The sequence below is a fragment of the Micromonospora sp. CA-263727 genome (assembly GCF_050942455.1).
GTDB lineage: Bacteria > Actinomycetota > Actinomycetes > Mycobacteriales > Micromonosporaceae > Micromonospora.
Genome location: NZ_CP192031.1, coordinates 6,981,127 through 7,003,689, shown reverse-complemented (window position 1 = coordinate 7,003,689; position 22,563 = coordinate 6,981,127). Strand labels below are relative to the sequence as shown.

Below are 22,563 nucleotides of genomic sequence, written 5' to 3'. Positions count from 1 at the left end.
ACAGCCATGACCGCCGAGCAGCTGATCTCCTTCGCCCGTGGCGCCCCCTCGTTGGACATCGTCGATGTCGAGGGGCTCAAGGCCGCCGCCGTCCGTGCCTTCGACGCCGACCCCGCCGGGGTGACCGCGTACGGCACCTCCGTCGGATACCTGCCGCTCCGAAAGTGGATCGCCGACAAGCACGGGGTCGAAGCCGACCAGGTGCTGATCACGAACGGCTCGTTGCAGGCCGACGCCTTCCTCTTCGATCACCTGGTCCGGCCCGGCGACGCAGTGGTGGTGGAGCGTCCCACCTACGACCGCACCCTGCTCAACCTCCAGCGGATGGGCAGCGAACTGCACGGTGTCACTGTCCAGCCGGACGGCCTGGACACCGCCGAGCTGCGCAAGCTGTTGGAGTCCGGGGTCCGTCCCCGACTGGCGCACGTGATCCCCAACTACCAGAACCCGGCCGGCGTGACGCTTTCCCTCAACAAGCGTCGTGAGCTGCTGGAACTCGCCGCCGAGTACGACTTCACGATCTTCGAGGACGACCCGTACGCCGACATCCGGTTCCGTGGGGAGCCGCTGCCGTCGATGCTGTCGATGGACACCCGCGGCGTCGTGGTGCACGCCTCCAGCTTCACCAAGACGGTCTGCCCCGGGGTGCGGGTGGGCTACCTGGTGGGCCCGGCCGACCTGATCGGCGACATCGCGAAGAAGGCGACCAGCCTCTACATCTCCCCGGGGATGGTCGCGCAGGCGATCGTGCACCAGTTCTGCGTGTCGGGGGACATCGAGCGTTCGATCGACACGGTCCGGGCGGCCCTCGGCGAGCGGGCCCGGGTGCTGGCCGACTCGCTGCGCCGGCACATTCCCGAGGCCCGGTTCGTGGAGCCGGACGGCGGCTACTTTCTCTGGATCGAGCTGCCCGAGGACGTCGAAGCCGACAAGCTCGCCCCGGCGGCGGCCGAACGCGGCGTGGCGGTGGTCAAGGGCAGCGACTTCGTCGTGGACGGCGGGCGGCACGCGCTCCGGCTGGCCTACTCGGCGGTGACCGCGGACCGGATCGACGAGGGTGTCCGCCGGCTGGCCGAAGCGGTGGAAGCTGTCCGCGGCTGAACTTTCTGTCGGGTTTCTGACAAAACAGCGATCGTGGCCGCTCCAGGACTCCCACTGGGGCGGCTGTCGGCTCACAATGCTGCGAGCGTTACTCACCGCGCGTACTGGAGGAAACGCCGGCCCCGGCCGCTGCGCTCCTCACCCCCGGCGCGGCGCAGCCGCCCGCACGCCGGTGTGACGCGACCAGCACAACCCCCGCCCCCATGGCGCCGGGCGGACCGGATCGCCCCTCACCCCCCCGATGCGGTCCGGTCCGTCCGGCGCCACCCCTCTCGCCGGCCGCCATGATCGGCGTGGCGGCGTACCCTGCAACCCGCAACCGCGCGCGGGAGGGGGCGTGATGGCGGATCGGATGCAGTGGGGACGGACCACCTCTAGCAACGGCGACCGGGCGGCGTCCCCGGACGGCGGTCGGGCGCTGCGGCAGCGGAGCTGGTCGCCGGTGCGGGCCATGACCCGCCGGCTCAACCCCGACGGGCCGCAGGGCGCGGAGCCGCCCGCCGGCCCACGGCGCAGCGCCGTGGTCGACTGCGCGCTCTACCTCGACGGCCGGCGGCAGGCCGGTGACTGGGACTACGCCGGGGCGCTGGAGGCGGCCCGCCGCGCCGAGACCGGCTTCGTCTGGCTCGGGCTGCACGAGCCGGAGCTGGCCGAGATGACCGAGATCGCCGCCACCTACGGGCTGCACGAACTGGCCGTGGAGGACGCGGTCAAGGCCGAGCAGCGCCCCAAGCTGGAGCGCTTCGGCGAGGTCAGCTTCCTGGTGCTGCGCACCGCCCGGTACTGCGAGCACACCGAGCTGACCGAGAACTCCGAGGTGGTGGAGACCGGGCAGGTGATGCTCTTCATTGGCCCGCACTTCCTGATCAGCGTCCGGCACGGTGACGCCTGCCGGCTCGCCCCGGTACGGGAGGAGCTGGAGGCCCGGCAGGAGCTGCTGCTGCACGGCCCCTGGGCGGTCGCGTACGCGATCACCGACCGGGTGGTCGACCTCTACCTGGAGGTCGCCGACCAGCTTGAGGACGACATGGACGTGCTGGAGACGGAGGTCTTCGACCGCCAGGCCAGCGGGCGGATCCAGCGGATCTACCAGCTGAAGCGGGAGCTGGTGGAGTTCAAGCGGGCGGTGATGCCGTTGCAGCGTCCACTGCTGGCCCTCACCACCCAGATGAACCGGGACGTGCCCAAGGAGGTACGCCGCTACTTCCGCGACGTGCAGGACCACCTCAGCCGCACCGTCGAGCAGGTCAACTCGTACGACGATCTGCTGAACTCGATCCTCCAGGCACGGCTGGCCCAGGTGACGGTCGACCAGAACAACGACATGCGCAAGATCGCCGCTTGGGCCGCCATCGCCGCGGTGTGGACCGCCATCGCCGGCATCTACGGCATGAACTTCGAGTTCATGCCCGAGCTGAAGATGACCTACGGCTATCCGGTCGTGCTCGCCCTGATGCTCGCCATCTCGCTGACCCTCTACCGCTGGTTCCGCCGCAACGACTGGCTGTAGCCCCCGTCGGTCACGGGCGGGACTTGTTGGCGGTCCTGGTCAGGTTGTCGGTGGGGCGGGCGGCCTCGGCGACCGGCGGAACCTGGTCGCTCGGGGCGGTCTTGGCCGGTGTGGCGGCCCTGGGGCCGCTGCCGTTGCCGCTCGTCGCGGCCTTGCCGGCCACGGTGGAGCCCTTGCTCGCGCCGGCCGGGGCTGCGGTGCGCACCTCGATGGTCTCCACCTCGTCGTGCATCGGCTCCAGCGTCGTGGTCGCGTCGTACTCCGCCCACACCTGCTGCTCCCGGTAGCGCCGCAGGGCCATCGCGCCGGCCAGCCCGGCCACCGCGCCGGCGGCGAGCAGGCCGGCCATCATGGTTCCGCTGCGGCGGGACTTCTTCTTCGCCTTCATGTTCTTCGCCTTGACCTTTCTGGTGACCGCGGCCTGCCTGGCGGTGGTGGCCCTCTTTCCCGCGACGGCCCGCCCGGCCGCCTCGGCCTGTGCGTTCCGCACGGCCAGGGCCAGGGGTGCGAGCGCCGCCGCCGTCGTCGCGAGACCGCTCGACGCCCGGTCCCGGACCAGCACGGCGGTCGGTGCGACGGCGACCCGGGCCGCCTGGACCCGCGGTCCGACCGTTGCCCCGGCACCCCGCGCCGCGTGCGTCGCGGCCTGCCTCAGGTGACCGATGCCGCGGTTCAGTTCGGCCCTGGCCAGTTGCCCCTGGGTCTTGCGCCGCCCGATTCCAAACACGGTCCCACCTCCTGGGAGTTGCTCCCTCTCATCCTCCACCTTCGGATGCCTCCGCATGTCCAGATCGGGCACATGGGAGGATCCGCATGGACCTGACCAACGAGTAAGGAGTACCCGTGGCCGAGGCTGTCTACGCCACTCTGCACACCAACGCCGGCCCGATCCGGCTGGAGCTCTTCCCCAACCACGCGCCGAAGACCGTCCGCAACTTCGTGGAGTTGGCCGAGGGCACGCGCGAGTTCACCGACCCCCGGACCGGGCAGCCGGGCAGCGGTCCGTACTACGACGGCACCATCTCGCACCGCGTGATCAGCGGCTTCATGATCCAGATGGGCGACCCCACCGGCACCGGCCGGGGCGGACCGGGCTACACCTTCGCCGACGAGTTCCACCCCGAGCTGCGCTTCGACCGGCCGTACCTGCTGGCCATGGCGAACGCCGGGCCGGGCACCAACGGCTCGCAGTTCTTCATCACCGTCGAGCCGACGCCGCACCTGAACAACCGGCACACCATCTTCGGCCAGGTGGCCGACGAGCAGTCCGTGAAGGTCGTCGAGGCGATCGCCAACACCCCGACCGGCCCGAGCGACCGGCCGCTCCAGGACGTCGTCATCGAGCGCGTCGAGGTGGAGCGTCCCTCGGCCTGACGCGCGTCGAGGTCCCGCCCGCCGGCCGGGCCTGGGCCCGGCGGGTCGGGACCGGCCGGGGCATTGGTGTGTCGAGGTACCTTTGCTCGCATGATTGAGCGCTCGGGCACCTGGGGACAGCGGTGAGCGAATCCCCACCGACCACCCCGGTCTGCTACCGCCACCCCGGCCGGGAGACCTACGTCCGATGCACCCGATGCGACCGGTCGATCTGCCCGGACTGCATGCGCGAGGCATCGGTCGGGTTCCAGTGCCCGGAGTGCGTGGCGGAAGGACGCCGTAGCGTGCGGCCGGCGCGTACCGCCTTCGGTGGCGGCGACGCCGGCCGGCACGGCTACGTGACCAAGGTGCTGATCGGCATCAACCTGCTGGTCATGCTCCTCTCCATCGCCGCGGACCGGGGCGGGGACGCGGTGGCCGGCGGTGGTCTCGGCGGGCTGCTGGGCGGCCCCACACCGCTGACCGAGTGGGGTGCGGTGCTGGGCCGGGCGATGTTTGACGACGGCACCATCCACGGTGTCGCCGAGGGCGAGTGGTACCGCCTGGTCACCGCGATGTTCCTGCACTACGGCCTGCCGCACCTGCTGCTCAACATGTGGGCGCTCTGGGTGCTCGGGCGGTCGCTGGAGGGGGTGCTCGGCCCGCTGCGCTTCGCCGCGCTGTACTTCATCGCCGGCTTCGGCGGCAACGTGGTCGTGTACCTCTTCACCGCCCCCAACCGGATGTCGGCCGGTGCCTCCACCGCGATCTTCGGGCTCTTCGCGGCGATTTTTGTGATCATGCGGCGGCTGGGCCGGGACACCTCGGCCATCGTGCCCATCCTGGTGATCAACCTGATCTTCACCTTCACCGTGCCGAACATCTCGGTCGCCGGTCACCTGGGCGGCCTGGTCTTCGGCGCGCTGATGGCCCTGGTGCTGGCGTACGCCCCGCGCTCACGCCGGACGCTGGTGCAGGCCGGCGGCGGCGCGCTCATCATGGTCGCGCTGCTCGGGCTGGTCCTGGTCCGCACCGCCGCGCTGCTCGGCTGAGCGACTGGGCGCGCCCGCCCGGGGCGAGCCTCATTCAGTCGGCGGCCGGGCGGCGTGCAGCGCGTCGGCCACGTCGGCGGGGTCGGTGCCGAGATCCAACTGGCTGAACAGGTGCAGCGAGTCGCCCGCGTCGATCTCCAGTGCCGGGCCGGCGAGCCCGCGACCGGAGCGGCGTTCCACCCGGACCGTCTCGACCGCCGACCAGGGCAGATGCCGGCGCCCGGTCCACCCCTGCGGCACCGTGATCCCGCCCGCGTCCACCGCGAGCCGTACCGGCGCGACCAGATCCCGCATCCCCCAACCGACGAGGCCGGTCGCGGCCACCACGCCGAGCACCGGCCGCAGCAGGTCACCCTCGGCGAGCAGTAGCCCCAGCGCGAGCAGGACGGCCGCCGCGACCAGCTTGAGCACCGGCAAAGCCGGGGACACCCGCCACTGCCGCGCGATCGTCTCGTGAGCCACGGCACCAGCATGCCAGCGGAGCACCGGAGCGCCCTGCCGGCGGGCGCGGAGATCGGCAAGCGACGGTGGTGCGCGGGAGCGGACGATGCCCCGAACTCGGCGTACGATCGGGGGCAGCCCAGGTTACCGGGGAGTAGAGATGGTTGACGCGGTCATCGTCGGTGCGGTCCGTACCCCGGTCGGGCGGCGCAAGGGCAGCCTGGCCACGGTGCATCCGGTGGACCTGTCGGCGCACGTGCTGCGCGCCCTCGCCGAGCGTGCCGGGATCGATCCGGCCCAGGTCGACGACGTGGTGTGGGGCTGCGTCTCCCAGGTCGGCGAGCAGTCGTGGAACGTCGCCCGCAACGCCGTGCTGGCCGCCGGCTGGCCCGAGTCGGTGCCCGGCACCACGGTGGACCGGCAGTGCGGCTCCAGCCAGCAGGCGCTGCACTTCGCCGCCGCCACCGTGCTCGCCGGTCAGGCGGACCTGGTCGTCGCGGGCGGCGTGGAGTCGATGACCCGGGTGCCGATGGGTGCCAGTGTGTCCGGCGGACTGCCGTTCAGCGAGCAGATCCTGGCCCGCTACCGGGGCGTGGCGGGTGTCGCCGAGGATTCGCCGCTGCCGTTCAACCAGGGTGTCGGCGCGGAGTTGATCGCCGAACGCTGGCGTCTCTCCCGTGCCCAGCTCGACGAGTTCGCCCTGGCCAGCCACGAGAAGGCCGCCGCCGCCCAGGACGCCGGCGCGTTCGAGGCCGAGCTGGCCCCGGTGGCACTGGCCGACGGCGGAAAGTTCGCCGCGGACGAGGGCGTCCGGCGGGACACGTCGCTGGAGAAGCTCGGCGAGCTGCCCACCCCGTTCCGCCCGGACGGCGTGGTCACCGCCGGCTCGGCCTCGCAGATCTCCGACGGAGCCGCGGCGCTCGCGGTCACCACCAGCGAGTGGGCCAGCCGGCACGGGCTGCGCCCGCTGGCCCGGGTGCACACCGCCGTGGTCGCCGCCGACGATCCGGTCACCATGCTCACCGCGCCGATCCCGGCCACCGCGAAGGCGCTGCGCCGCGCGGGGCTGGGCATCGAGGAGATCGGGGTGTACGAGGTGAACGAGGCGTTCGCCCCCGTGCCACTGGCCTGGCTGGCGGAGACCGAGGCGGACCCGGAGCGGCTCAACCCACGCGGCGGTGCGATCGCCCTCGGGCACCCGCTCGGCGGCTCCGGCGCGCGGATCATGACCACCATGCTCGCCCACATGCGGGACAACGGCATCCGGTACGGCCTACAGACCATGTGCGAGGGCGGCGGGATGGCCAACGCGACCATCGTCGAACTGCTCTGACCGCGCGGCAGCGGCCGGTCGCGCCGGTCGCGGGTCGCCCGTCGGCCCAGTTCCCGGCCCTGGTTCCCGGCCCCGGTCTCCGGCGGTCTCCGGATGCGGGCCGCGACGGGTGGTGTGACGCCGGACGTGGAAATTGCAAAAAGCATGTGGTGAGCCGCGTCACCCGGTGAGCATCATCGTTGGGCAGAGCATGGACGTCTTCTCCCGAACGTTCCTCCCGGCCGCCTCCGAGGCCGGTCTGGCGACGCAGACCGCCAGCCGGCACATGCCGGTGTTCCGTCGCTGTGTCGGTTCCGGCGACGCCACCATCCTGGTCACCCGGTGCAGCCGTCCCGACCGGCCGGTGTACGGCGAGTATCTGCTCCTGCTCACCCACCGGCGGCTCGTGGTCACCCGGCAGACCCGGGTGCTGCATCGCCTGCGGCTGCACCTCAACACCGAGTTGCGCGAGCTGAGCAACGTCACCTGGAGCCCCGACCCCCGGCTGCACTCGGTCGAACTGGCCGCCACCGCCATCGACGGCATCCGCGAGCGTTTCCTGATCCGTACCCAGCACCCGAAGCAGGTGTGGCAGCTCGACGCGCTGTTCAACCACGCCTTCCGGACCCGGGTACGCAGCGCCCGACCGCGGGTGGTGGCCACCGTCGCCGAGGCACCCACCGCCGCCCGGCCGGCCGCGTTCCAGCCCGCGGTGGCCCACTGAGCGGCTGTTCTTACCGAACCCGAACATCGCCTGACGTCGGCATGCCGCACCGATCGGCAATCATGGCCCGGTGACCGTCGACAACCCCCGGCGCGGTCTGGTCCTCGTGGTGGAGGACGAGCCGAGCATCGCCGACCTGGTCCGGCTCTACCTGGCCCGGGAGGGCTTCGGCGTACACGTCGAGCGGGACGGTGTGGCCGGTCTCGCCGCTGCCCGCCGGCTGCGCCCGGTGGCCTGCGTGCTCGACATCGCGCTGCCGGGCCTGGCCGGCACCGAGATCTGCCGACGCCTGCGCGAGGCCGGCGACTGGACCCCGGTCATCTTCCTCACCGCCCGCGACGACGAGGTGGACCGGATCGTCGGCCTGGAACTGGGCGCCGACGACTACGTGACCAAGCCGTTCAGCCCGCGTGAACTCGTCGTCCGGGTGCGCGCCGTGCTGCGGCGCACCGCCGGGCCGCCGGACGGGGCCGGGCAGCCCGTCGTGCTCGGCCGGGTCACTCTCGACCCGGGCCGCCGGGCGGTGACCGCCGACGGTGCCCCGGTGCAGCTGACCTCCACCGAGTTCGACCTGCTGGCGTACCTGATGGGTCGACCGGGTCGGGTCTTCAGCCGGGACGAGCTGCTGGCCGGGGTGTGGGGGTACGCGGCGCACGCCGGCACCCGTACCGTCGACGTGCATGTGGCCCAGGTCCGGGCGAAGCTGGGCGCGGCGAGCGTGATCCGTACCTATCGAGGCGTCGGGTACGCCGCCGATGCCTGATCACCCCGGGCGTACGCTGACCGCCCGCGCGGTGCTGGTGACCTGCGCGGTGGCCCTGGTGTCGGTGCTGGTCACCGCGCTGGTCGCGGTGCCGCTCGCGGTCCGCGGCGCCGAGCGACGCGACCAGCGGGCGCTGGCCACCCAGGCCCAGGTCGCCGCCGAGCTGCTGCGGGCCCGACCCGGGCGGGTCCGCGAACTGGCCGGCGAGCGGCTGGTCCGCCAGCTCGGCACCCAGGGCGTCACCATCTACCTGATCTCCGGCGGTGCCGTCGACCGTCCTGGCCTGCCGCCGCAGGTGGTGAACCGGGTGTCCGGCGGGCGCGATGTCTCCGGTCGCCGGATGGTGGCCGGCAAGCGCGCGTTCGTCGAGGGGCGGGCGCTGCCCGGCGGTGACGGCGTGGTGCTGACCCGGCCGGCCGGTGCCGGGGTGTGGCGTCAGGTGCTGCGCGGTCTCTGGCTGCCGCTGCTGGCCGGCCTGGCCGCCGGGGCGGTGGCCGGGTGGCTGCTCGCCCGCCGGTTGGCCCGGCCGATCCGGCGGGCCGCCACCGCCGCCGCCCGGCTGGGCGCCGGCGACCGGTCCGTCCGGGTGCCGGTCGAGCCGCCGGCCGAGGTGGCCGACCTGGCATACGCGCTGAACGGTCTGGCCACGGCGTTGGCCACCAGCGAGGGGCGGCAGCGGGAGTTCCTGCTCTCCGTCTCGCACGAGCTGCGTACCCCGTTGACCGCGATCCGCGGCTACGCCGAGGCACTCGCCGACGGCGTGGTCGGGCCGGAGGCGGCGGCCGAAACCGGCCGGACCATGCTGGCCGAGGCGGAGCACCTGGACCGGCTGGTCGCCGACCTGCTGGCGCTGGCCCGGCTGGAGGCGGTCGACTTCCCGCTCGAACCGGTGCGGGTCGACCTGGACCGGCTGGCCGCCGACGCCGGACGGACCTGGGCCGACCGGTGCGCCGCGGTCGGGGTGACGTTCCGGGTCGAGACGCCGGAGCAGCCGGTGCCCGCGTACACCGATCCGGTGCGGATCCGGCAGGTGATCGACGGGCTGCTGGAGAACGCGTTGCGGGTGGCGCCCCCGGGCGCGCCAGTGGTCCTCGCGGTCCGGCCGGCCGGCGCGGACCCGGCGGCGGGTGCCGTGGTCGAGATCCGCGACGGCGGGCCCGGGCTGACCGACGACGACCTCGCGGTGGCCTTCGAGCGCGGTGCCCTGCACCAGCGCTACCGGGGGCTGCGCAAGGTGGGCAGCGGGCTCGGGCTGGCGATCGCCGCCGGTCTGGTCCGCCGGCTGGGCGGTCAGATCGCCGCCGGGCACGCGCCCGAGGGCGGGGCGGCCTTCACCGTCCGGCTGCCGCTTCTTACCTGACTCGAACGTCGACCTGACGATTCGCTCATCCGGTTCGCCGACGCTGGTGGCACCACGGACGAGAGGACGAGACATGGCACGCAGGGGATTCGTCACCGCCGGCACCGCACTGCTGGTGGCGGTCGCGATGGGCGCCGCCGGCTGCGGGGTGGCCCAGCCCGCTCAAGACGCCGCGCCGCAGGCCGCCGTCGAGGTGGTCGCGGCGATGGGCGCGGAGGGCCAGGCGCTCGCCGCGCTCGGCTTCGACCCCGCCGATCTGGACACCGAGGCGGAGACCCCGGCACCGGCGGAGTCGTCGGCGGGCGAGCGGAAGACGCGGGAGGAACGGGTCGAGGAGCGGCGCAAGCGCCATGCGGCCCGGGTGCTGCTGCGGGAGAACACGCTGCACGGCGAGGCCGTGGTGCAGACCAGGGACGGCGGTACGAAGACCGTCGCGGTCCAGCGCGGCGAGGTGACCGCCATCGACGGCGACACGATGACCGTCAAGTCGGCCGACGGCTTCACCATGACCTGGAGCTTCGGCGACGACCTGCGTGTCATCGAGCGCCGCCGGACGATCCAGTCGACCGACATCAAGGTCGGCACGAACCTCGGCGTCGCCGGTGCCAAGACCGGCGACACGTCGACGGCCCGCCTGGTCGTCGTCCCGGCCCGGCAGAACTGAGCTGCGGTGGGGGGTGGCCCGCCGGGTCACCCCCCACCGGCAGTCCGGTCAGGGCACGGCGGGCAGGGCGTACCCGACGTAGCTGCGGAACTCCAGCTGCCAGCCGGCCGGCAACAGGTCCGCGCAGAGCGCGCGGCTGCCGACGCAGAGGATCGCGTCCACCGACGCGGGGTCGGCCGCCGGCCGGTCGTCCAGGACCGACTGGAGCGCCAGCAACTCGGGCGGCCGGCCGTCGGCGTCACGCAGCAGCAGCCACCAGGGATACTCCCAGTCGTCGTTGCGCTGCGACAGGCCGATCCGCCGCGCCTCGGCGGTCCGCACCGCGTCGGCGGCCCAGTGGTACTCCTCCGCCCACTGCGGACGTCGCAGGAAGCGGGACTCCCACTCGGTGGCGGTGAAGACCGAGCCCTCGCCCACCAGCCGGCGCGGGAAGCCGTACGACACCGCCAGCACCCCGGCCAACGCGCAGGCGGCCAGCACCGCCGCCGCGAGCGTCGCGGCCACCGGCCGTCGTCCGCGGCCCGGCACCCCGCCGGTGCCCCGGCCTGCGGATGACGCCGGGCGGGCGGCCCCATCCGTCGCGCGGCGGAACAGCGCGTCCAGCCAGAGCCCGGCCAGCGGCACCGACACCGCCAGGGCGTAGAGCACCAGCCGGTTCCCCCAGGGCTGCCACTTGATCATCACGGTGTGCAGCAGCACCGCGATCGTGACCGCCAGGGCGTACCCGCGCAGCGCCCCGGCCGCGTCGGGACTGAGCCGGCCCGGCCGGCGTACCGCCGCCACCGCGGCGATCAGGACCAGCGCCCCGGCCAGCGGAAACGCCACCCGATCCTCGTCCGGGAACCAGGACGGCTCCGGGAAGGTCTCCTGTCCGAAGGTGATCGCCCGGTCCTGCGGATCGACCCCGAGCAGTCCCGCCACCCCCAGGATCGCGTCGGCGGTCACCTCGCGCAGCGGAGCCAGCGGGGTGTCCAGCGCGGTGTGTCCGATGCGGAGCGCGTTCACCAGCACCGACGGCGGATCGTGCCGTTCCATCGGCACCGACTCGCGCAGTCGCGGCGGGCCGAGCGGGTGACCGAACTCGGCGTTCACCCGGGCCAGGAACGGACCGACCACCGTGGCGGCCACCAGCAGGATCAGTGCCGAGGCGCCGACCGTCCGGGCGAGGCCGGCGAGCGGGATCCGGCGGCCGGCGGCCGGCCGGTCCGCGTACGCCAGGCGGAGCTGGGCCAGCCCCCAGAGCACCAGCAGCGGGCCCACCGCGAGCAGTCCGCTGGTCTTGGTCAGCGCGGTCAGCCCGGTGGCCGCCCCGAGGGCGAGCAGGTCCGCCACGGCGGCCCGCCGCCGCAGCCCGTCCAGCGCGAGGGTCGCCGCGCAGGCCACCCAGGCGGCACAGACCAGGTCGGTCTGGGTGCTGGTCGCCTGGAGAGTCACCATCGGCGTGGTGGCCAGCACGAACACGGTGAGCAACTGGGCCCGCCGGCCGCCGTGGAGCTGCGCGGTCACCCGGGAGACCGCCAGCAGGCAACCTATCCCGGCCGCCCACTGGACCAGGTTGTACAGCGCGTCGCCGCCGGTGAACAGCCGCAGGTGCAGCAGCAGGTACTCGGCACCCGGCGGGATGGTCACCTGCCGGTGGATCGCGGTGGCCCAGAAGGACAGGTCGCCCTGGGCCACCCAGCGCTCCACCTTGGGCAGGTGGTACGTCTGCGAGTCGAAGTTGTTCGGTGTGGCGAGCAGCGCGATCAGCAATTCGACCAGGAGCAGCCCGCCGACCGTGCCGGCGAGCAACCGCTCGCCCCGGGTCGCCGTACGCCAGAAACCCCGGGTCGCCGTACGCCAGAAATCGGTCAGGGCGGCGCGCCAGCCGGCCGTTGCCGCGTCCCGGCCCGCCGCGTCGAGGCGGCGACGCCACCCGGCGGCCGTCGCCGACCCCGCCAGGAAGAGCAGCCAGGCCACGGCGAACGCGGGCACCGTCAGCAGCCCGAGCGCGCCCAGCACCTCGACGGTCAGCACCGCGAAGGCGCCGGTGGCCAGCGCCGCTCGGATCACCGCGAGCCGGCGGGGAGCCGTGACACCCACGGCTCGTGGCCGCATCGCCACGCTGAGCAGGGCGACGGCGGCGATGGGGGCCAGGACGAGCGGGAAGCCGGCGGCCGACATGGCCGGAAGTAAACACCATCGGCCTGAGTGTCCGACCCCCGGTTTCCATCGGTGGTCGCCACCACATCGCTGACCTGCCAGGCTAGGCTATGCCCGACATATTGCCGCCCTCGTGGAGATTCCCGTGAAGCTGTCGATCCTCATGCCGGTCTACAACGAGGAAGAACGCATCGCGGACGCCCTCAAGCAGGCGCTGGCCGTGGAGTATCCATGCGAGATCGAACTCGTGGTGGTCGACGACGGCAGCCGCGACGGCACCGGGGAGATCCTCGGCCGGGCCGACGACGCGCGACTGCGGGTGATCACCCATCAGCGCAACGCGGGCAAGGGCGCGGCCATCCGGACGGCGGTCGCCAGCGCCGAGGGTGAGTACATGGTCATCCTCGACGCCGACCTGGAGTACGACCCGCAGGACATCCCGACGCTGCTCGCCCCGGTGCTCGACGGCCGGGCCACGGTCGTCTACGGCAATCGCACCTTCGGCAGCCACAGTGCCTACAGCTTCTGGTACGTGATGGGCAACAAGGGCGTCACTATGGCGGCGAACGTGCTGTTCAACTCCTACATCGGCGACCTGGAGACCTGCTTCAAGCTGATGCCGGTGGCCCTGTACCGCTCGCTCGACGTCCGCTCCCGCGGCTTCGGCATGGAGGCCGAGGTGACCGGCAAGCTGCTGCGCCGCCGGATCCGCCCGTACGAGGTGCCGATCAGCTACCGGGCTCGGGGCCGCGAGGAAGGCAAGAAGATCACCTGGCGGGACGGCGTCGAGGCGCTCTGGATCCTCGGCCGCGAGCGCACCCGCCGCCGCCCGACCGACCCCGCCGCCTCCTGACCTCGCGCCCCGCGACCCGCCGCGCGACCAACCGGCTGTCCGTGCCGGACCCGGGACGTCAGACCAGGGCCGGGGAGAGAAAGCCGGTGACTGAGCGGTGGAGTCCCGCCGCGTCCAGCCCGTGCCAGCGGGTGTGGTCCTCGGCGCAGCCGTAGCGGCGCAACTCCTCCCGCCCGACCCCGAGCGCGAGCAACCGGTGCGGCCGGTCCGCCAACGCCGCCGCGACCACCCGGGCCGAGGTGCCCGCCAGGTACGGCTCGACCAGGATCACCTCGCGGCCGGCGAGCGCCCGCAAACCGGCGGTGTCGAACGGGCGCGGTCGATGGGTGTACGCCACCGTCACCGGCAGATCCGCGACCGCCGCCAGTGCCGCGTCCAGCACCGGGCCGACCGCGACCAGCAGGGGCGCGCCCGCTCCGGCATCCCGCACCACCACCAGCGCCCCGTCGCCGGCCTGCGGACGCGCGTTGCTCAGCGTCGACAGCCGCAGGTACGCCGAGGGGTCGGCGGCCACCGTGGCGCGCAGCAGGCCGGGCACCTCGGCCGGGTGCCCCGGCACGTGCACCGTCCAGCCGGAGAGGGTGTCGAGCAGCGCGACGTCGGCCGGGCTGAGATGGGTCCGCCCGGCCGCCGCCCGGTCGTACGAGGCGCCCACGCTGACCAGCACCGCGCTCACCGCCTGGTGGTCGAGGTCGAGCTTGATCTGCTCGTACGCCCGCTCCACCAGGAACGGCGCGTAACTGTGCACGATCGGCCGCAACCCGGTCAGCGCCAGCCCACCGGCCACCCCGACCATCAACTGTTCCCGGATGCCGACGTTGACCACCCGGTCCGGGTGCCGCTGCGCGGCGCGGTCGAACTCGGCGGCGGAGATGTCGGCGAGCACCAGCGCGGCACGCGGCTCCTCGGCCAACAGCGCCGTGGTGGTGTCGATGAAGCTCTCCCTCATGACTGCCGCCCGCTCTGCACCACCGCGACGACGACGTGCGGCCGGTGACCGTGGTGCCCGGCGAGGGCGGTGTGGAGGGCAGCGTGATCCCGCCCGTCGACGGTGGCGGCGGTCCACCCGTTGACGGTGAACCGGCTGGCCACCCCGCCCGGCCAGCCGTGCGTGGCGGAGGAGTTGTCGACCACGATCGCGGTCAGGTTCGCCAGGCCGGCCGCAGCCGCGTACGCGATCGCCTCATGGTTGGAGCCCTCGTCCAACTCGGCGTCGCCGAGCAGGACGTACACCCGGGGTTCGAGCAGGCCCTGGGCGCGTAGCCCGAGCGCGCTGCCGACGGCCAGGCCGAGGCCGTGCCCGAGCGAGCCGGAGCCGATCTCCACCCCGGGGACCAGGGTCCGGTCGGGGTGGTCGCCGAGCCGGCTCTCCGCCCCGCCCTGGTCGTCCAGCCAGTCGGGCGGGACGAAGCCCTTCGCGGCGAGCACCGCGTAGTAGCCGGCGACCGCGTGCCCCTTGGAGAGCAGGAAACGATCGCGGTCGGGGTCGTCGGCGGTCGCGGGTGTGACCCGCAGAATCCGGTCGTAGAGCACCCAGAGCACGTCGACGGTGGAGTGGACGTTCGCGCCGAACTGCCGGCCGGCGCGGATCCGCTCGAACAGCGGGGCGACCGGATGCCGGCCGTCGAGCGGCGCGGCGGCCTCGGTGACCCGGGTCGTGGTGGTGGCGAGTGTGGTCATGCGGATAGCCTGCAAGTTAAAGCGAGGTTCAACTCAAGGCGACGTGATGCACGAAGCACTCACCATCGGTCAGCTCGCCGCCCGCAGCGGGGTGGCGCAGTCCGCGCTGCGCTACTACGAGCGGCTGGGGCTGATCCGGGCCGACCGCACCGGCGGCAACCAGCGCCGGTACCACCGCGGCGAGCTGCGTCGAGTGGCGTTCATCCGGATCGCCCAGCAGGTCGGCATCTCGCTGGACGAGATCCGGGCCGCGCTGGAGGCGCTGCCCGCCTCGCGTACGCCCACCGCCGACGACTGGGCCAAGCTCTCCACCGCCTGGCGGGAGCGGCTGGACGAGAAGATCAGGCTGATGACCCGGCTCCGCGACGACCTCGACGGCTGCATCGGCTGCGGCTGCCTGTCACTGCGGCGCTGCGCCCTCTACAACCCCGGCGACGAACTGGCCGGCGAGGGCCCCGGCGCCCGCCTCACCCTGCCCCGCTGAGGCGGTTGGCCCGTGTGTTGCTGAGGTGCCGGGCCAGCGCGGCCGGAGTGCTCGATCCGTGCGGCTGCGGCGCTTGGCCGCTGCGGCTGCCTCCCGTACGGCTGCGGCGCTTGGCCGGTGCGGCTGCCTCCCGTGCGGCTGCCCCTGGCCCGGTGGTTCATCCGACGGTGAGCAGCACCTTGCCGACGTGTTCGTTCGACTCGACCAGCCGGTGCGCGTCGGCCGCCTCGGTGATCGGCAGTCGCCGGTCGACGACCGGGCGGATCCGGCCCGCCTCGACCAGCGGCCAGACCTGCTCGCGTACCCCTCGGACGATCGCGGCCTTCTGGTCGAGCGGTCGGGACCGCAGCGCGGTCGCCGCGACCGTGCCGCGCTTGGCCAGCAGCGCGCCGAGGTCCAGCTCGCCCTTCCGCCCGCCCTGCATGCCGATCACCACCAGCCGTCCGTCGGCGGCCAGGGCGGCGACGTTACAACCCAGGTACGACGCGCCCATGATGTCGAGGACGACGTCCGCGCCCCGACCGTCGGTGACCTTCCGGACCTCCTCGACGAAGTCCTGCTCCCGGTAGTCGACCAGGTGCCGGGCGCCCAACTCGCGCAGCCGGTCGTGTTTCGCCGCCCGCGCGGTCGCCACCACGGTCGCGCCGAGCGCGGTGCCCAACTGGACCGCGAACGTGCCGATCCCGCTGCCGCCACCGTGCACCAGCAGCGTCTCGCCCGCCGCCAGACGGGCCAACTGGACCACGTTCGACCAGACCGTGCACGCCACCTCGGGCAACGCGGCGGCGTCGACCAGGTCGACCCCGGCCGGCACCGGCAGCAACTGCCCGGCCGGCACGGCCACCCGCTCGGCGTACCCGCCGCCGGCCAGCAGCGCACAGACCTCGTCACCCACCCGGACACCGGTGACGTCCGGAGCGATCGCGCTCACCACCCCCGAGCACTCCAGTCCCGGGTACGCGGGCGCGCCCGGCGGCGGCGGATAGTGCCCCTGCCGTTGCAGCAGGTCGGCACGGTTGACCGCGGTGGCCCGCACGTCGACGATCACCTCGCCGGGGCCGGGCTCCGGGTCGGGCACCTCGCTCCAGGCAAGCACGTCGGGTCCGCCGGGCTCCGGAATGGTGATCGCGCGCATAGCCCAGTCTTACCCGATCCGCCTCCCGCCCGACGCACCGGCGGCAAAACGCCGCACCTTTCTCAAGATCACGCCCGCGCACCCCGTGGCAACCACCGCGCCCCGTGGCAAACACCGCGCCCTGCTCAAGATCACGCTCGATCCGGGATCGAGTGGCCTTAGGCGGCGCCTGATCGCACTCGATCCCGGATCGAGCCTGCCACTGTGGACCCCCGCCGGCCGGCGGCCGGCGTCTACAGGTGCACCACGGAGGGTGAGTGATCATGACCGAACGGGTAGCTCCCCCATTACCCGATCTACCCGGCGTGGCAGACTAAGCACGGTCGCGCGTTGCGCGGCTCGGGAGGGTTCGCCTAGTGGCCGATGGCGCTGGTCTTGAAAACCGGTAAGGCAGCGATGTCTTCGTGGGTTCGAATCCCACACCCTCCGCATCTCTGGACAGCAAAAACACCCCCTGACCAGCGCGAACGCCGGTCAGGGGGTGCGTTTATAGATCGTGAATCAGTCCCACTGTGTCTCGCCCGATGCTGCCGTGTCTCACTGGTTGTGTCGTTTACGTGTCGGCGTCACCCGGCGCTTTCTCGGCCTGGTCGTCGGTGCCCAACGCTCCCTCGATCCGCTTCCGGGCGGCCTCATCCTGGCCGTCGATACACGAGGCGTAGACCTTCAACAGCACATGCACGCTGTGCCCGGCCCATTGGGCTACCTGGGTAGCGGGCACTCCGGCGTTGAGCCAGAGCGACACTGCGGCGTGCCGCAGGTCGTACGGCCGGTGCGCCAGTGGTGAGCGCTGCTGAGCCGGTGTCAGAGCTGCCTCGCGTGCCTGTCGCCAGGCACGAAGATAGGTGCTCTTGGACACCGGAGCCGGTCGCGCACCAGCGGCGTTGAACATCCGGCCGTTGGTGTCCCGGCAGTGCTCCTGTGCGTGATGCCGCAGAATACGGACCAACTCCGGACAGGCGGGAACGTCGCGGGTCGCTTTCTTGGCCCGGTGCTTCAACTCCCGGTCTTCCAGCGACTGGCCGCTATCGCTCCAATCCTCGCCGACCTGCTGTGTAGATCCGCTGAGGTGGAGCCATCCCCAACCGCTCTCGGGCAACTCGCATTCGTCGGCGCGTAGGTGAATCACCTCGGACGGGCGGAGCGCAGCAAAGTACATACAGGCGAAAAAGCCTTCCAAGTGCGGATCACGGTTGCTTACCGCTAAGAGCAAGGTGCGAGCCTGTTCAGGATTCACGACTACTTTTCGATCCACCTGATCGGTATTCTTTGGCGCTCGCCACTGAATGAAGTCCATCGGATGTGCGTCGAGGTGGCCAAGCTCAACGGCGTACTTCAAGGCGCTGTAGAAGACGGCCCGTTTCCTTGCGACGGTGTTTGCTGCGGCCGGGCCGCCGTCGATCCGAACCGTGAGCGCGTCGAGCGCCTTCCGGATGGTGGCGGAATTCGCCACATCCTTGAGCGTCAGCGTGTTCGCGGTGAGCCACCGGACGGCTGGCGCAAGATTCTCCGGGGGTTGGCCGTCGTCTCGATCACGCTGCGACTTGTTGAAGGTCCATGTGTAGAGGGCGTGGCGAATCTCGGCATCGTCCGGTGCGCCGCGTGAAGTGGCGAGCAGGGCGGGCGTGGCCGTGGTGAGCGCGTCGGCGATGCTCTTGCGCTGCGTTGCTGCGGCACGCGGCCATTTCATGTCCACGAACGCAACGGCGAGGTCGTACCAATTCCGGCTGTTCAATTCCCGGGCCATCGGTTCTGGTAGCCCGGATTTCTCATCGAAAGCGGTGCCCTCGCGCTGTGCCACAACCAGTTTCGATCGGAAGCTTTCGGCGAGTGCCCGAGTGACGTACGTGTTCCGGAACGGCTTGCCGGCAACCTTCCATCGAACCGTGTACGACTTTCTCTTGCCGGATAGTTCGTTGGTCAGGATCGCGTGTATTCGTACGTCATAGTTACTCAAGCGGCCACCTCGTGATCGTTTAGCCAGTTGTCCAAGTCGCGGCGGCGGACGTAAAGACTGCCGTTCGGGTACTTGATCGTTCGGGGTGCGCGGCCGGTGGCCTTCCAGCGGAAGAAGGTCGACCGGGGTACGCGAAGTTCGTCCAGGACTTCGGCGAGGGTGAGCAGATTCCCGGGCGTGCGGCGGGTGGTCATCGGCGGGTGTCCTCCCTCGGGGTGGCGTCGAGGTGGATGCGCTGGTGCGTGGGGGCGCGGCGGTCGGGGTAGGGCCGGGTGACGTGGCGGATGTGCAGCACTTGGGTGATGGCGGCGAGTGCTGTGGCTGTTTCGGTGGGTGTGCCGTGCAGCCTGATTCGCACGCTGGTGGCCTTTCGGTCGTTGGCGGTCGTTTGTGGAGGAATAGGGAGGTGTCATCACAGAAGGGCGTAGGGCGGCCCGCTGAGAGCGCCGTAGAGGCAAGATCTCGGCCCGGTTGGTGTTAGGCCATGCATCGATTCGTCTCTGTGGCTCTCAGCGGGCCGACTCTGCGGAGAATCGGCGTGCGGCGCGGTGCGTGGGTGCTGCGCCGGGTGGGGTCGGGGCGGCAGGATGTGCCGATGAGCTATGAGATCTTCGATCCGTTCGAGGGCGCGCCAGACACCGTCGTTGCGACGGAATGGCTGGAGGGGCAGGGGTGGTCCGAGTTCCTAGGGATCGGTGATGAGGATTCGGTCCTGCGTGTTCAGTCGTTCCGGCGGACGGTCGATGGGCGGGATGAGTTCATCGTCGATGTGGGGGACGTGGTGCAGGGATCTCCGTATGTCAAGGTCGACAACTTCGGTGAGCTGATGGACTTGTTGGCGCGGTGGGCTCCGGCGGTTCAAGCGGCTGCCCTGGTGGCGGCGGTGGATGACCTTCGCTCCTACGGTCTTGACAAGGACGGCCTTGCCGAGTTGGTGGGGGCGAAGGTCGCGTTTGGCGCGGCGGAGGCTCTGCCAGCGCTCCAGCGGCACGAGCAGCATCAGGCGGCGCATCGCCGGCAGGTCGCGGCGCAGCGCAAGGTGGCCCGGGAGGCAGCCGCGCGGCCGTCGTAGTCGGGCTGCGTGGCGCGGGTTCGGCCCTTGTCGTTTGTGAGCGGGGCTGAACCATCTCGGCATCTCGGCATCTCGGCAAACGTGCTGTTGAGCTGCGGTTATGTGTGCCGAGATGCTGTCGGGTTGGTTCTCGGCATCTCGGCAATCGGGGTTCATCTCGGCATGATCATGCCGAGATGCCGAGATTGAAGGTTGTTGATGGTCGGATCTCGGCAGGGTGTTTTCCCAGCTAGCGGGTCGGTTGTGCCGAGATGCCGAGATGCCGAGATGGTTCAGCGGGTTTTAGTCGTCGTGGTGTTCGGCCCAGTAGACGGCGCGGCCTCGTTCGTTGGTGCCGGTGCGTATGACGTGTTGGCCGCGCCATCGGCCGGCTTGTCCGGTGAGGAGTTTGCCGAGTTGCAGGGGGTTGGGCAGGCGGCCGGAGTCGGTGGTGATGAACTGGCCGTCCCACGGGTCGTGTACGTCGCTGCCGAAGTGGGTCGGTTCGGCGTCGCGGCGTAGCTCGGCGGCGGTCATGCGCCGGTCTGCGTGGCGTTCGTGCCAGGTGGTGAGGAACGCGCCCCAGCGTTGTTCGTCTTGGTCGATCTCGCGGACGTCGGCGGCGTTGGTCAGGAATCCGTCGATGTCGTGGTGGGCGAGGAACCCGCCGAGGTACTGCGCCCACGGGGTGAACTGCCGCATCGACACCCCCGTGACGCGCGGGGCTCCTTGGCGGGTCCAGTCGAGCACGAGCACGAGCAGGTGCCACAGGACGATGAGTTGGTTGGCCGGCACGGTGATCCACTGGTCAAGGTGGGGGATGCCGAACCCGGATTGGTCGCGCAGCTCGGGGCGCGGCATGTCGGGATCGAGGTGCACGCGCACGGTGCGGGAGGCCATGTCTCCGCCGACTTGCAAGTTGTTGCCGGTGGCCATCCACAGCCGGTCGTTGACGCTGGCGAGGTTGCGGGATGCCCCCAACTGCCGGTCGGACCACTCTCCGGCGGTGACGAGCAGCGCGAGCGTGGGCGAGTCGATGACGGTTCCCTCGGCGAGGTTGTCCCAGATGACCACGCCGACCTGTTCGGCGAACACGGCGGTGATGGACTTGCGGAGTTCCTCTTCGGCGTAGGGCCAGGGCATGACGCGCTGGCCGTAGAGCATGCCGGGGCCGGCGGTGAGGATCGACTTGCCGGATGAGGGCATGGTGGCGTCGATCAGCGCGAACGGGGTCAGGGAGCGGGTGAAGTGCCGCAGGATCGGCGTGGCCAACAACGCGATGTAGTTCGCCCGATCGGCGGCGCTGGCCCAGGGGAAGTCGCGCAGGAACCGGCCGAGCAGGAACCGCCGCGCCTCTGTCACCTGCTCGACGGTGGGCGCGTCCGGGACGGGCGGCAGCGCGACCTTGGAGGCGAGGTAGAAGCCGGTCGCCGGGTCGTAGCCCGGCTGTTGTAGCAGGGTGCCGTCGCGGCGCAGCACCGGAGCGCCGATGATCCCGCGTAGGCCGGGCACGCCCGGCCACGTCTTGCCGGCCAGCACGGACGCCAGCACCTCCCGCGACGGGGTGGCCTCTTCCTCGTAGGTGCTCGGGTTGCCCTGTTCATCCTTGCGGGACTTGATCCGGTAGACGTAGGCGTGCTCGGCGAGCAGCCCGGCCAGCCCGGCGGGCGTGATCGTGCTCGCGCTGACGGGCAGCGGGGAGTCCTCATCGGCGGCGGCGGCCACCCCGCCGGAGACGGCTTCCATGTGCACCAGCGACCCGCCGGAGACGTAGGTGTCGGGCAGCAGCCCGGCCACCAGGGCAGCCTTGAGTGATCGGATGCTTTCGGGTCCGGTGCCGATCTGCAACCGCTCGGTCATGCCGCCTCCCGGATGTCGCGCAGGTAGCGGGGCCGCCGCGCGCCGGCTCGTAGGCCGGAGGCGATGGTGCGTGCCACCTCGCGTGCTGACAGCCCGGTTGACAGGGCGGCGGGTTCCAGCACTGCGTACACGTCGGCGTCGGTGAGCGCGCCGCCGGCGACCAGTTCACCGAGTACCGCCGCGCTGATGAACAGCACGCTGTTCCGCTCCCCTTCAGGAGCGGAGGTGAGGTGCTCGACTTGGCGGCGGATCGCGGCGGCGACGTACCGGCCGTGCCGGTCAGCCGGTAGCGCGACCGCGGTGGGCCGGTATGTCGGCCGCAGGGTCGGGGCGGTCAGGTCGGCGATCCATGCGGGTAGCGGCGCGGGTTCGCAGTCGAGCGCGATCTGGTAGGGGCGGCTGGCCAGGGTGGATCCGGCGGCGACGACGTAGCCGCCGTGGGCGCGGGTGTCGACCTTCCAGCCGAGTCCGCGTCCCCGGTCGCTGGTGGTGTTGCGCAGTTGCGGGCCGGTGTCGGGGTGCCGGTAGTAGAGGTGGGTGCCGCCGCTGGGCGTGAGCACCGTGTAGGTGTGGTCGACGCCGGGCGGGCTGGTGTCGTCTGGGCCGAACCCGGCGATCCACCTGGTGGGGGTGCCGTGCCGCCCGGCGAGGACCGCGAACACGTCGCGCCCGTCGCACACGCCGGCCCACTCGGCGGGTGGGGTGTCGTCGGGGTGTTTGGGCACGTCGAGGTCGACCACCACCAGCCCGGACGGCCCGCAGGCGATGCCCACCCCGTAGGGGTGGTGCGACCAGGCCCGGCGGATGCGGTCGGGGTCGGTGGTGGCGCGTTCTTCCCACCCGACATGCCGCCCGGCCGTCCGGCAGCGGGGGTCGGTGCGGTCGCAGCGTTCGGCGGTGCACCGGTTCGGGAACGCGGGCCGCTTCGCCTCATCCCGATCGGTGGCGTCGGGGCGGTCGGGGCGTAGCGGGAAGACGTGCCAGCCCCGCGCCGCGTAGGCAAGCGCGCAGGTCAGCAGATCGGCAGACGGCACGATGATGTCTCCTTCCGTTCGGACGGTTGTCGGCGGCGGCGCCCCGGTGGCCGGGGCCGCGCGGACGCTGGCCACCGGGTAGTGAGT

The 22,563-nt window shown here is 71.8% G+C and carries 23 protein-coding genes and 1 tRNA gene; 13 read left to right on the top strand and 11 right to left on the bottom strand.

Annotated features, from left to right (window positions below; translation table 11 throughout):
* Positions 1 to 6: 6 nt before the first annotated feature.
* Entirely contained in the window at positions 7 to 1,101 is a 1,095-nt protein-coding gene (locus ACQPYA_RS30865; protein ID WP_433530495.1) for a PLP-dependent aminotransferase family protein, read from the top strand.
* Between the two features lie 340 nt (positions 1,102 to 1,441).
* The gene (gene corA, locus ACQPYA_RS30860) at positions 1,442 to 2,611 is read left to right on the top strand and encodes a magnesium/cobalt transporter CorA (protein ID WP_433530494.1); all 1,170 of its coding nucleotides are present in this window, start codon (positions 1,442 to 1,444) and stop codon (positions 2,609 to 2,611) included.
* A 10-nt stretch (positions 2,612 to 2,621) separates the two neighbouring features.
* Here corA and ACQPYA_RS30855 read toward each other — a convergent pair whose 3' ends face one another.
* Positions 2,622 to 3,395, bottom strand: coding sequence for a hypothetical protein (locus tag ACQPYA_RS30855; protein ID WP_433530493.1), 774 nt, complete (start codon positions 3,393 to 3,395; stop codon positions 2,622 to 2,624).
* 59 nt (positions 3,396 to 3,454) lie between these two features.
* Between ACQPYA_RS30855 and ACQPYA_RS30850 the strand changes: the two genes are divergently transcribed.
* Positions 3,455 to 3,985: a peptidylprolyl isomerase gene (locus ACQPYA_RS30850; RefSeq protein WP_433530492.1), complete on the top strand. Its 531-nt coding sequence runs from the start codon at positions 3,455 to 3,457 to the stop codon at positions 3,983 to 3,985.
* Between the two features lie 122 nt (positions 3,986 to 4,107).
* On the top strand, positions 4,108 to 5,016 hold the full coding sequence (locus ACQPYA_RS30845; protein WP_433530491.1) for a rhomboid family intramembrane serine protease: 909 nt from the start codon (positions 4,108 to 4,110) through the stop codon (positions 5,014 to 5,016).
* Positions 5,017 to 5,046: 30 nt separating this feature from the next.
* Here the strand turns inward: ACQPYA_RS30845 and ACQPYA_RS30840 are convergent, their stop codons facing one another.
* On the bottom strand, positions 5,047 to 5,478 hold the full coding sequence (locus tag ACQPYA_RS30840; protein WP_433530490.1) for a PH domain-containing protein: 432 nt from the start codon (positions 5,476 to 5,478) through the stop codon (positions 5,047 to 5,049).
* Positions 5,479 to 5,617: 139 nt separating this feature from the next.
* Here ACQPYA_RS30840 and ACQPYA_RS30835 point away from each other — a divergent pair, with 139 nt between their 5' ends.
* The 5 genes from ACQPYA_RS30835 (at position 5,618) to ACQPYA_RS30815 (ending at position 10,280) form a co-directional block, all read left to right on the top strand.
* Complete coding sequence (locus ACQPYA_RS30835) at positions 5,618 to 6,790, top strand: thiolase family protein (protein WP_433530489.1); 1,173 nt, start codon at positions 5,618 to 5,620, stop codon at positions 6,788 to 6,790.
* A gap of 190 nt (positions 6,791 to 6,980) precedes the next feature.
* Complete coding sequence (locus tag ACQPYA_RS30830) at positions 6,981 to 7,493, top strand: hypothetical protein (RefSeq protein ID WP_433533696.1); 513 nt, start codon at positions 6,981 to 6,983, stop codon at positions 7,491 to 7,493.
* 70 nt (positions 7,494 to 7,563) lie between these two features.
* Positions 7,564 to 8,256 (top strand): response regulator transcription factor, encoded by a 693-nt coding sequence (locus ACQPYA_RS30825; RefSeq protein WP_433530488.1) that lies wholly within the window; start codon positions 7,564 to 7,566, stop codon positions 8,254 to 8,256.
* On the top strand, positions 8,249 to 9,616 hold the full coding sequence (locus ACQPYA_RS30820; RefSeq protein WP_433530487.1) for a sensor histidine kinase: 1,368 nt from the start codon (positions 8,249 to 8,251) through the stop codon (positions 9,614 to 9,616). The genes ACQPYA_RS30825 and ACQPYA_RS30820 overlap by 8 nt, the downstream gene beginning before the upstream one ends.
* A gap of 73 nt (positions 9,617 to 9,689) precedes the next feature.
* The gene (locus tag ACQPYA_RS30815) at positions 9,690 to 10,280 is read left to right on the top strand and encodes a hypothetical protein (RefSeq protein ID WP_433530486.1); all 591 of its coding nucleotides are present in this window, start codon (positions 9,690 to 9,692) and stop codon (positions 10,278 to 10,280) included.
* Positions 10,281 to 10,328: 48 nt separating this feature from the next.
* Here the strand turns inward: ACQPYA_RS30815 and ACQPYA_RS30810 are convergent, their stop codons facing one another.
* Complete coding sequence (locus ACQPYA_RS30810) at positions 10,329 to 12,443, bottom strand: hypothetical protein (RefSeq protein WP_433530485.1); 2,115 nt, start codon at positions 12,441 to 12,443, stop codon at positions 10,329 to 10,331.
* A 124-nt stretch (positions 12,444 to 12,567) separates the two neighbouring features.
* Between ACQPYA_RS30810 and ACQPYA_RS30805 the strand changes: the two genes are divergently transcribed.
* Complete coding sequence (locus tag ACQPYA_RS30805; RefSeq protein ID WP_433530484.1) at positions 12,568 to 13,275, top strand: glycosyltransferase family 2 protein; 708 nt, start codon at positions 12,568 to 12,570, stop codon at positions 13,273 to 13,275.
* Between the two features lie 58 nt (positions 13,276 to 13,333).
* On the opposite strand, the gene ACQPYA_RS30800 is transcribed toward ACQPYA_RS30805, so the two are convergent.
* Together ACQPYA_RS30800 and ACQPYA_RS30795 are read right to left on the bottom strand one after the other, a co-directional pair.
* Positions 13,334 to 14,224: a transketolase family protein gene (locus ACQPYA_RS30800; RefSeq protein WP_433530483.1), complete on the bottom strand. Its 891-nt coding sequence runs from the start codon at positions 14,222 to 14,224 to the stop codon at positions 13,334 to 13,336.
* Positions 14,221 to 14,955: a transketolase gene (locus tag ACQPYA_RS30795; protein WP_433530482.1), complete on the bottom strand. Its 735-nt coding sequence runs from the start codon at positions 14,953 to 14,955 to the stop codon at positions 14,221 to 14,223. Before ACQPYA_RS30795 ends, ACQPYA_RS30800 begins: the two co-directional genes overlap by 4 nt.
* 46 nt (positions 14,956 to 15,001) lie before the next feature.
* Here ACQPYA_RS30795 and soxR point away from each other — a divergent pair, with 46 nt between their 5' ends.
* Positions 15,002 to 15,439, top strand: coding sequence for a redox-sensitive transcriptional activator SoxR (gene soxR / locus ACQPYA_RS30790; RefSeq protein WP_433530481.1), 438 nt, complete (start codon positions 15,002 to 15,004; stop codon positions 15,437 to 15,439).
* Positions 15,440 to 15,596: 157 nt separating this feature from the next.
* Here soxR and ACQPYA_RS30785 read toward each other — a convergent pair whose 3' ends face one another.
* Positions 15,597 to 16,574 carry an NAD(P)H-quinone oxidoreductase gene (locus ACQPYA_RS30785; protein ID WP_433530480.1) on the bottom strand — a complete coding sequence of 326 codons (978 nt, stop codon included), beginning with the start codon at positions 16,572 to 16,574 and terminating at the stop codon, positions 15,597 to 15,599.
* A 342-nt stretch (positions 16,575 to 16,916) separates the two neighbouring features.
* On the opposite strand from ACQPYA_RS30785, the gene ACQPYA_RS30780 reads away from it, so the two are divergent.
* Positions 16,917 to 17,003: transfer RNA gene (locus ACQPYA_RS30780), tRNA-Ser, on the top strand.
* Between the two features lie 124 nt (positions 17,004 to 17,127).
* On the opposite strand, the gene ACQPYA_RS30775 is transcribed toward ACQPYA_RS30780, so the two are convergent.
* From ACQPYA_RS30775 to ACQPYA_RS30765, 3 genes are read right to left on the bottom strand one after another with little or no spacing between them, the layout of a single operon-like run.
* A complete protein-coding gene (locus tag ACQPYA_RS30775; RefSeq protein ID WP_433530479.1) occupies positions 17,128 to 18,531 on the bottom strand; it encodes a tyrosine-type recombinase/integrase in 1,404 nt (467 codons plus the stop codon).
* Positions 18,528 to 18,725: a helix-turn-helix transcriptional regulator gene (locus ACQPYA_RS30770; protein WP_433530478.1), complete on the bottom strand. Its 198-nt coding sequence runs from the start codon at positions 18,723 to 18,725 to the stop codon at positions 18,528 to 18,530. The genes ACQPYA_RS30775 and ACQPYA_RS30770 overlap by 4 nt, the downstream gene beginning before the upstream one ends.
* Positions 18,722 to 18,889: a hypothetical protein gene (locus ACQPYA_RS30765; RefSeq protein ID WP_433530477.1), complete on the bottom strand. Its 168-nt coding sequence runs from the start codon at positions 18,887 to 18,889 to the stop codon at positions 18,722 to 18,724. The genes ACQPYA_RS30770 and ACQPYA_RS30765 overlap by 4 nt, the downstream gene beginning before the upstream one ends.
* 237 nt (positions 18,890 to 19,126) lie before the next feature.
* On the opposite strand from ACQPYA_RS30765, the gene ACQPYA_RS30760 reads away from it, so the two are divergent.
* Positions 19,127 to 19,603: a hypothetical protein gene (locus ACQPYA_RS30760; RefSeq protein WP_433530476.1), complete on the top strand. Its 477-nt coding sequence runs from the start codon at positions 19,127 to 19,129 to the stop codon at positions 19,601 to 19,603.
* Between the two features lie 282 nt (positions 19,604 to 19,885).
* Here ACQPYA_RS30760 and ACQPYA_RS30755 read toward each other — a convergent pair whose 3' ends face one another.
* Positions 19,886 to 21,442, bottom strand: coding sequence for a hypothetical protein (locus tag ACQPYA_RS30755; protein WP_433530475.1), 1,557 nt, complete (start codon positions 21,440 to 21,442; stop codon positions 19,886 to 19,888).
* A complete protein-coding gene (locus ACQPYA_RS30750) occupies positions 21,439 to 22,476 on the bottom strand; it encodes a bifunctional DNA primase/polymerase (protein WP_433530474.1) in 1,038 nt (345 codons plus the stop codon). The genes ACQPYA_RS30755 and ACQPYA_RS30750 overlap by 4 nt, the downstream gene beginning before the upstream one ends.
* Positions 22,477 to 22,563 lie beyond the last annotated feature (87 nt).

Bases quoted from the DNA above. Each gene is read 5' to 3' on its own strand.
- ACQPYA_RS30865 (WP_433530495.1), top strand. From the start codon at position 7: ATGACCGCCGAGCAGCTGATCTCCTTCGCCCGTGGCGCCCCCTCGTTG.
- corA (WP_433530494.1), top strand. From the start codon at position 1,442: ATGGCGGATCGGATGCAGTGGGGACGGACCACCTCTAGCAACGGCGAC.
- ACQPYA_RS30855 (WP_433530493.1), bottom strand. From the start codon at position 3,395: ATGCGGAGGCATCCGAAGGTGGAGGATGAGAGGGAGCAACTCCCAGGA.
- ACQPYA_RS30835 (WP_433530489.1), top strand. From the start codon at position 5,618: ATGGTTGACGCGGTCATCGTCGGTGCGGTCCGTACCCCGGTCGGGCGG.
- ACQPYA_RS30830 (WP_433533696.1), top strand. From the start codon at position 6,981: ATGGACGTCTTCTCCCGAACGTTCCTCCCGGCCGCCTCCGAGGCCGGT.
- ACQPYA_RS30820 (WP_433530487.1), top strand. From the start codon at position 8,249: ATGCCTGATCACCCCGGGCGTACGCTGACCGCCCGCGCGGTGCTGGTG.
- ACQPYA_RS30815 (WP_433530486.1), top strand. From the start codon at position 9,690: ATGGCACGCAGGGGATTCGTCACCGCCGGCACCGCACTGCTGGTGGCG.
- ACQPYA_RS30810 (WP_433530485.1), bottom strand. From the start codon at position 12,443: ATGTCGGCCGCCGGCTTCCCGCTCGTCCTGGCCCCCATCGCCGCCGTC.
- ACQPYA_RS30800 (WP_433530483.1), bottom strand. From the start codon at position 14,224: ATGAGGGAGAGCTTCATCGACACCACCACGGCGCTGTTGGCCGAGGAG.
- ACQPYA_RS30795 (WP_433530482.1), bottom strand. From the start codon at position 14,955: ATGACCACACTCGCCACCACCACGACCCGGGTCACCGAGGCCGCCGCG.
- soxR (WP_433530481.1), top strand. From the start codon at position 15,002: ATGCACGAAGCACTCACCATCGGTCAGCTCGCCGCCCGCAGCGGGGTG.
- ACQPYA_RS30785 (WP_433530480.1), bottom strand. From the start codon at position 16,574: ATGCGCGCGATCACCATTCCGGAGCCCGGCGGACCCGACGTGCTTGCC.
- ACQPYA_RS30770 (WP_433530478.1), bottom strand. From the start codon at position 18,725: ATGACCACCCGCCGCACGCCCGGGAATCTGCTCACCCTCGCCGAAGTC.
- ACQPYA_RS30760 (WP_433530476.1), top strand. From the start codon at position 19,127: ATGAGCTATGAGATCTTCGATCCGTTCGAGGGCGCGCCAGACACCGTC.
- ACQPYA_RS30755 (WP_433530475.1), bottom strand. From the start codon at position 21,442: ATGACCGAGCGGTTGCAGATCGGCACCGGACCCGAAAGCATCCGATCA.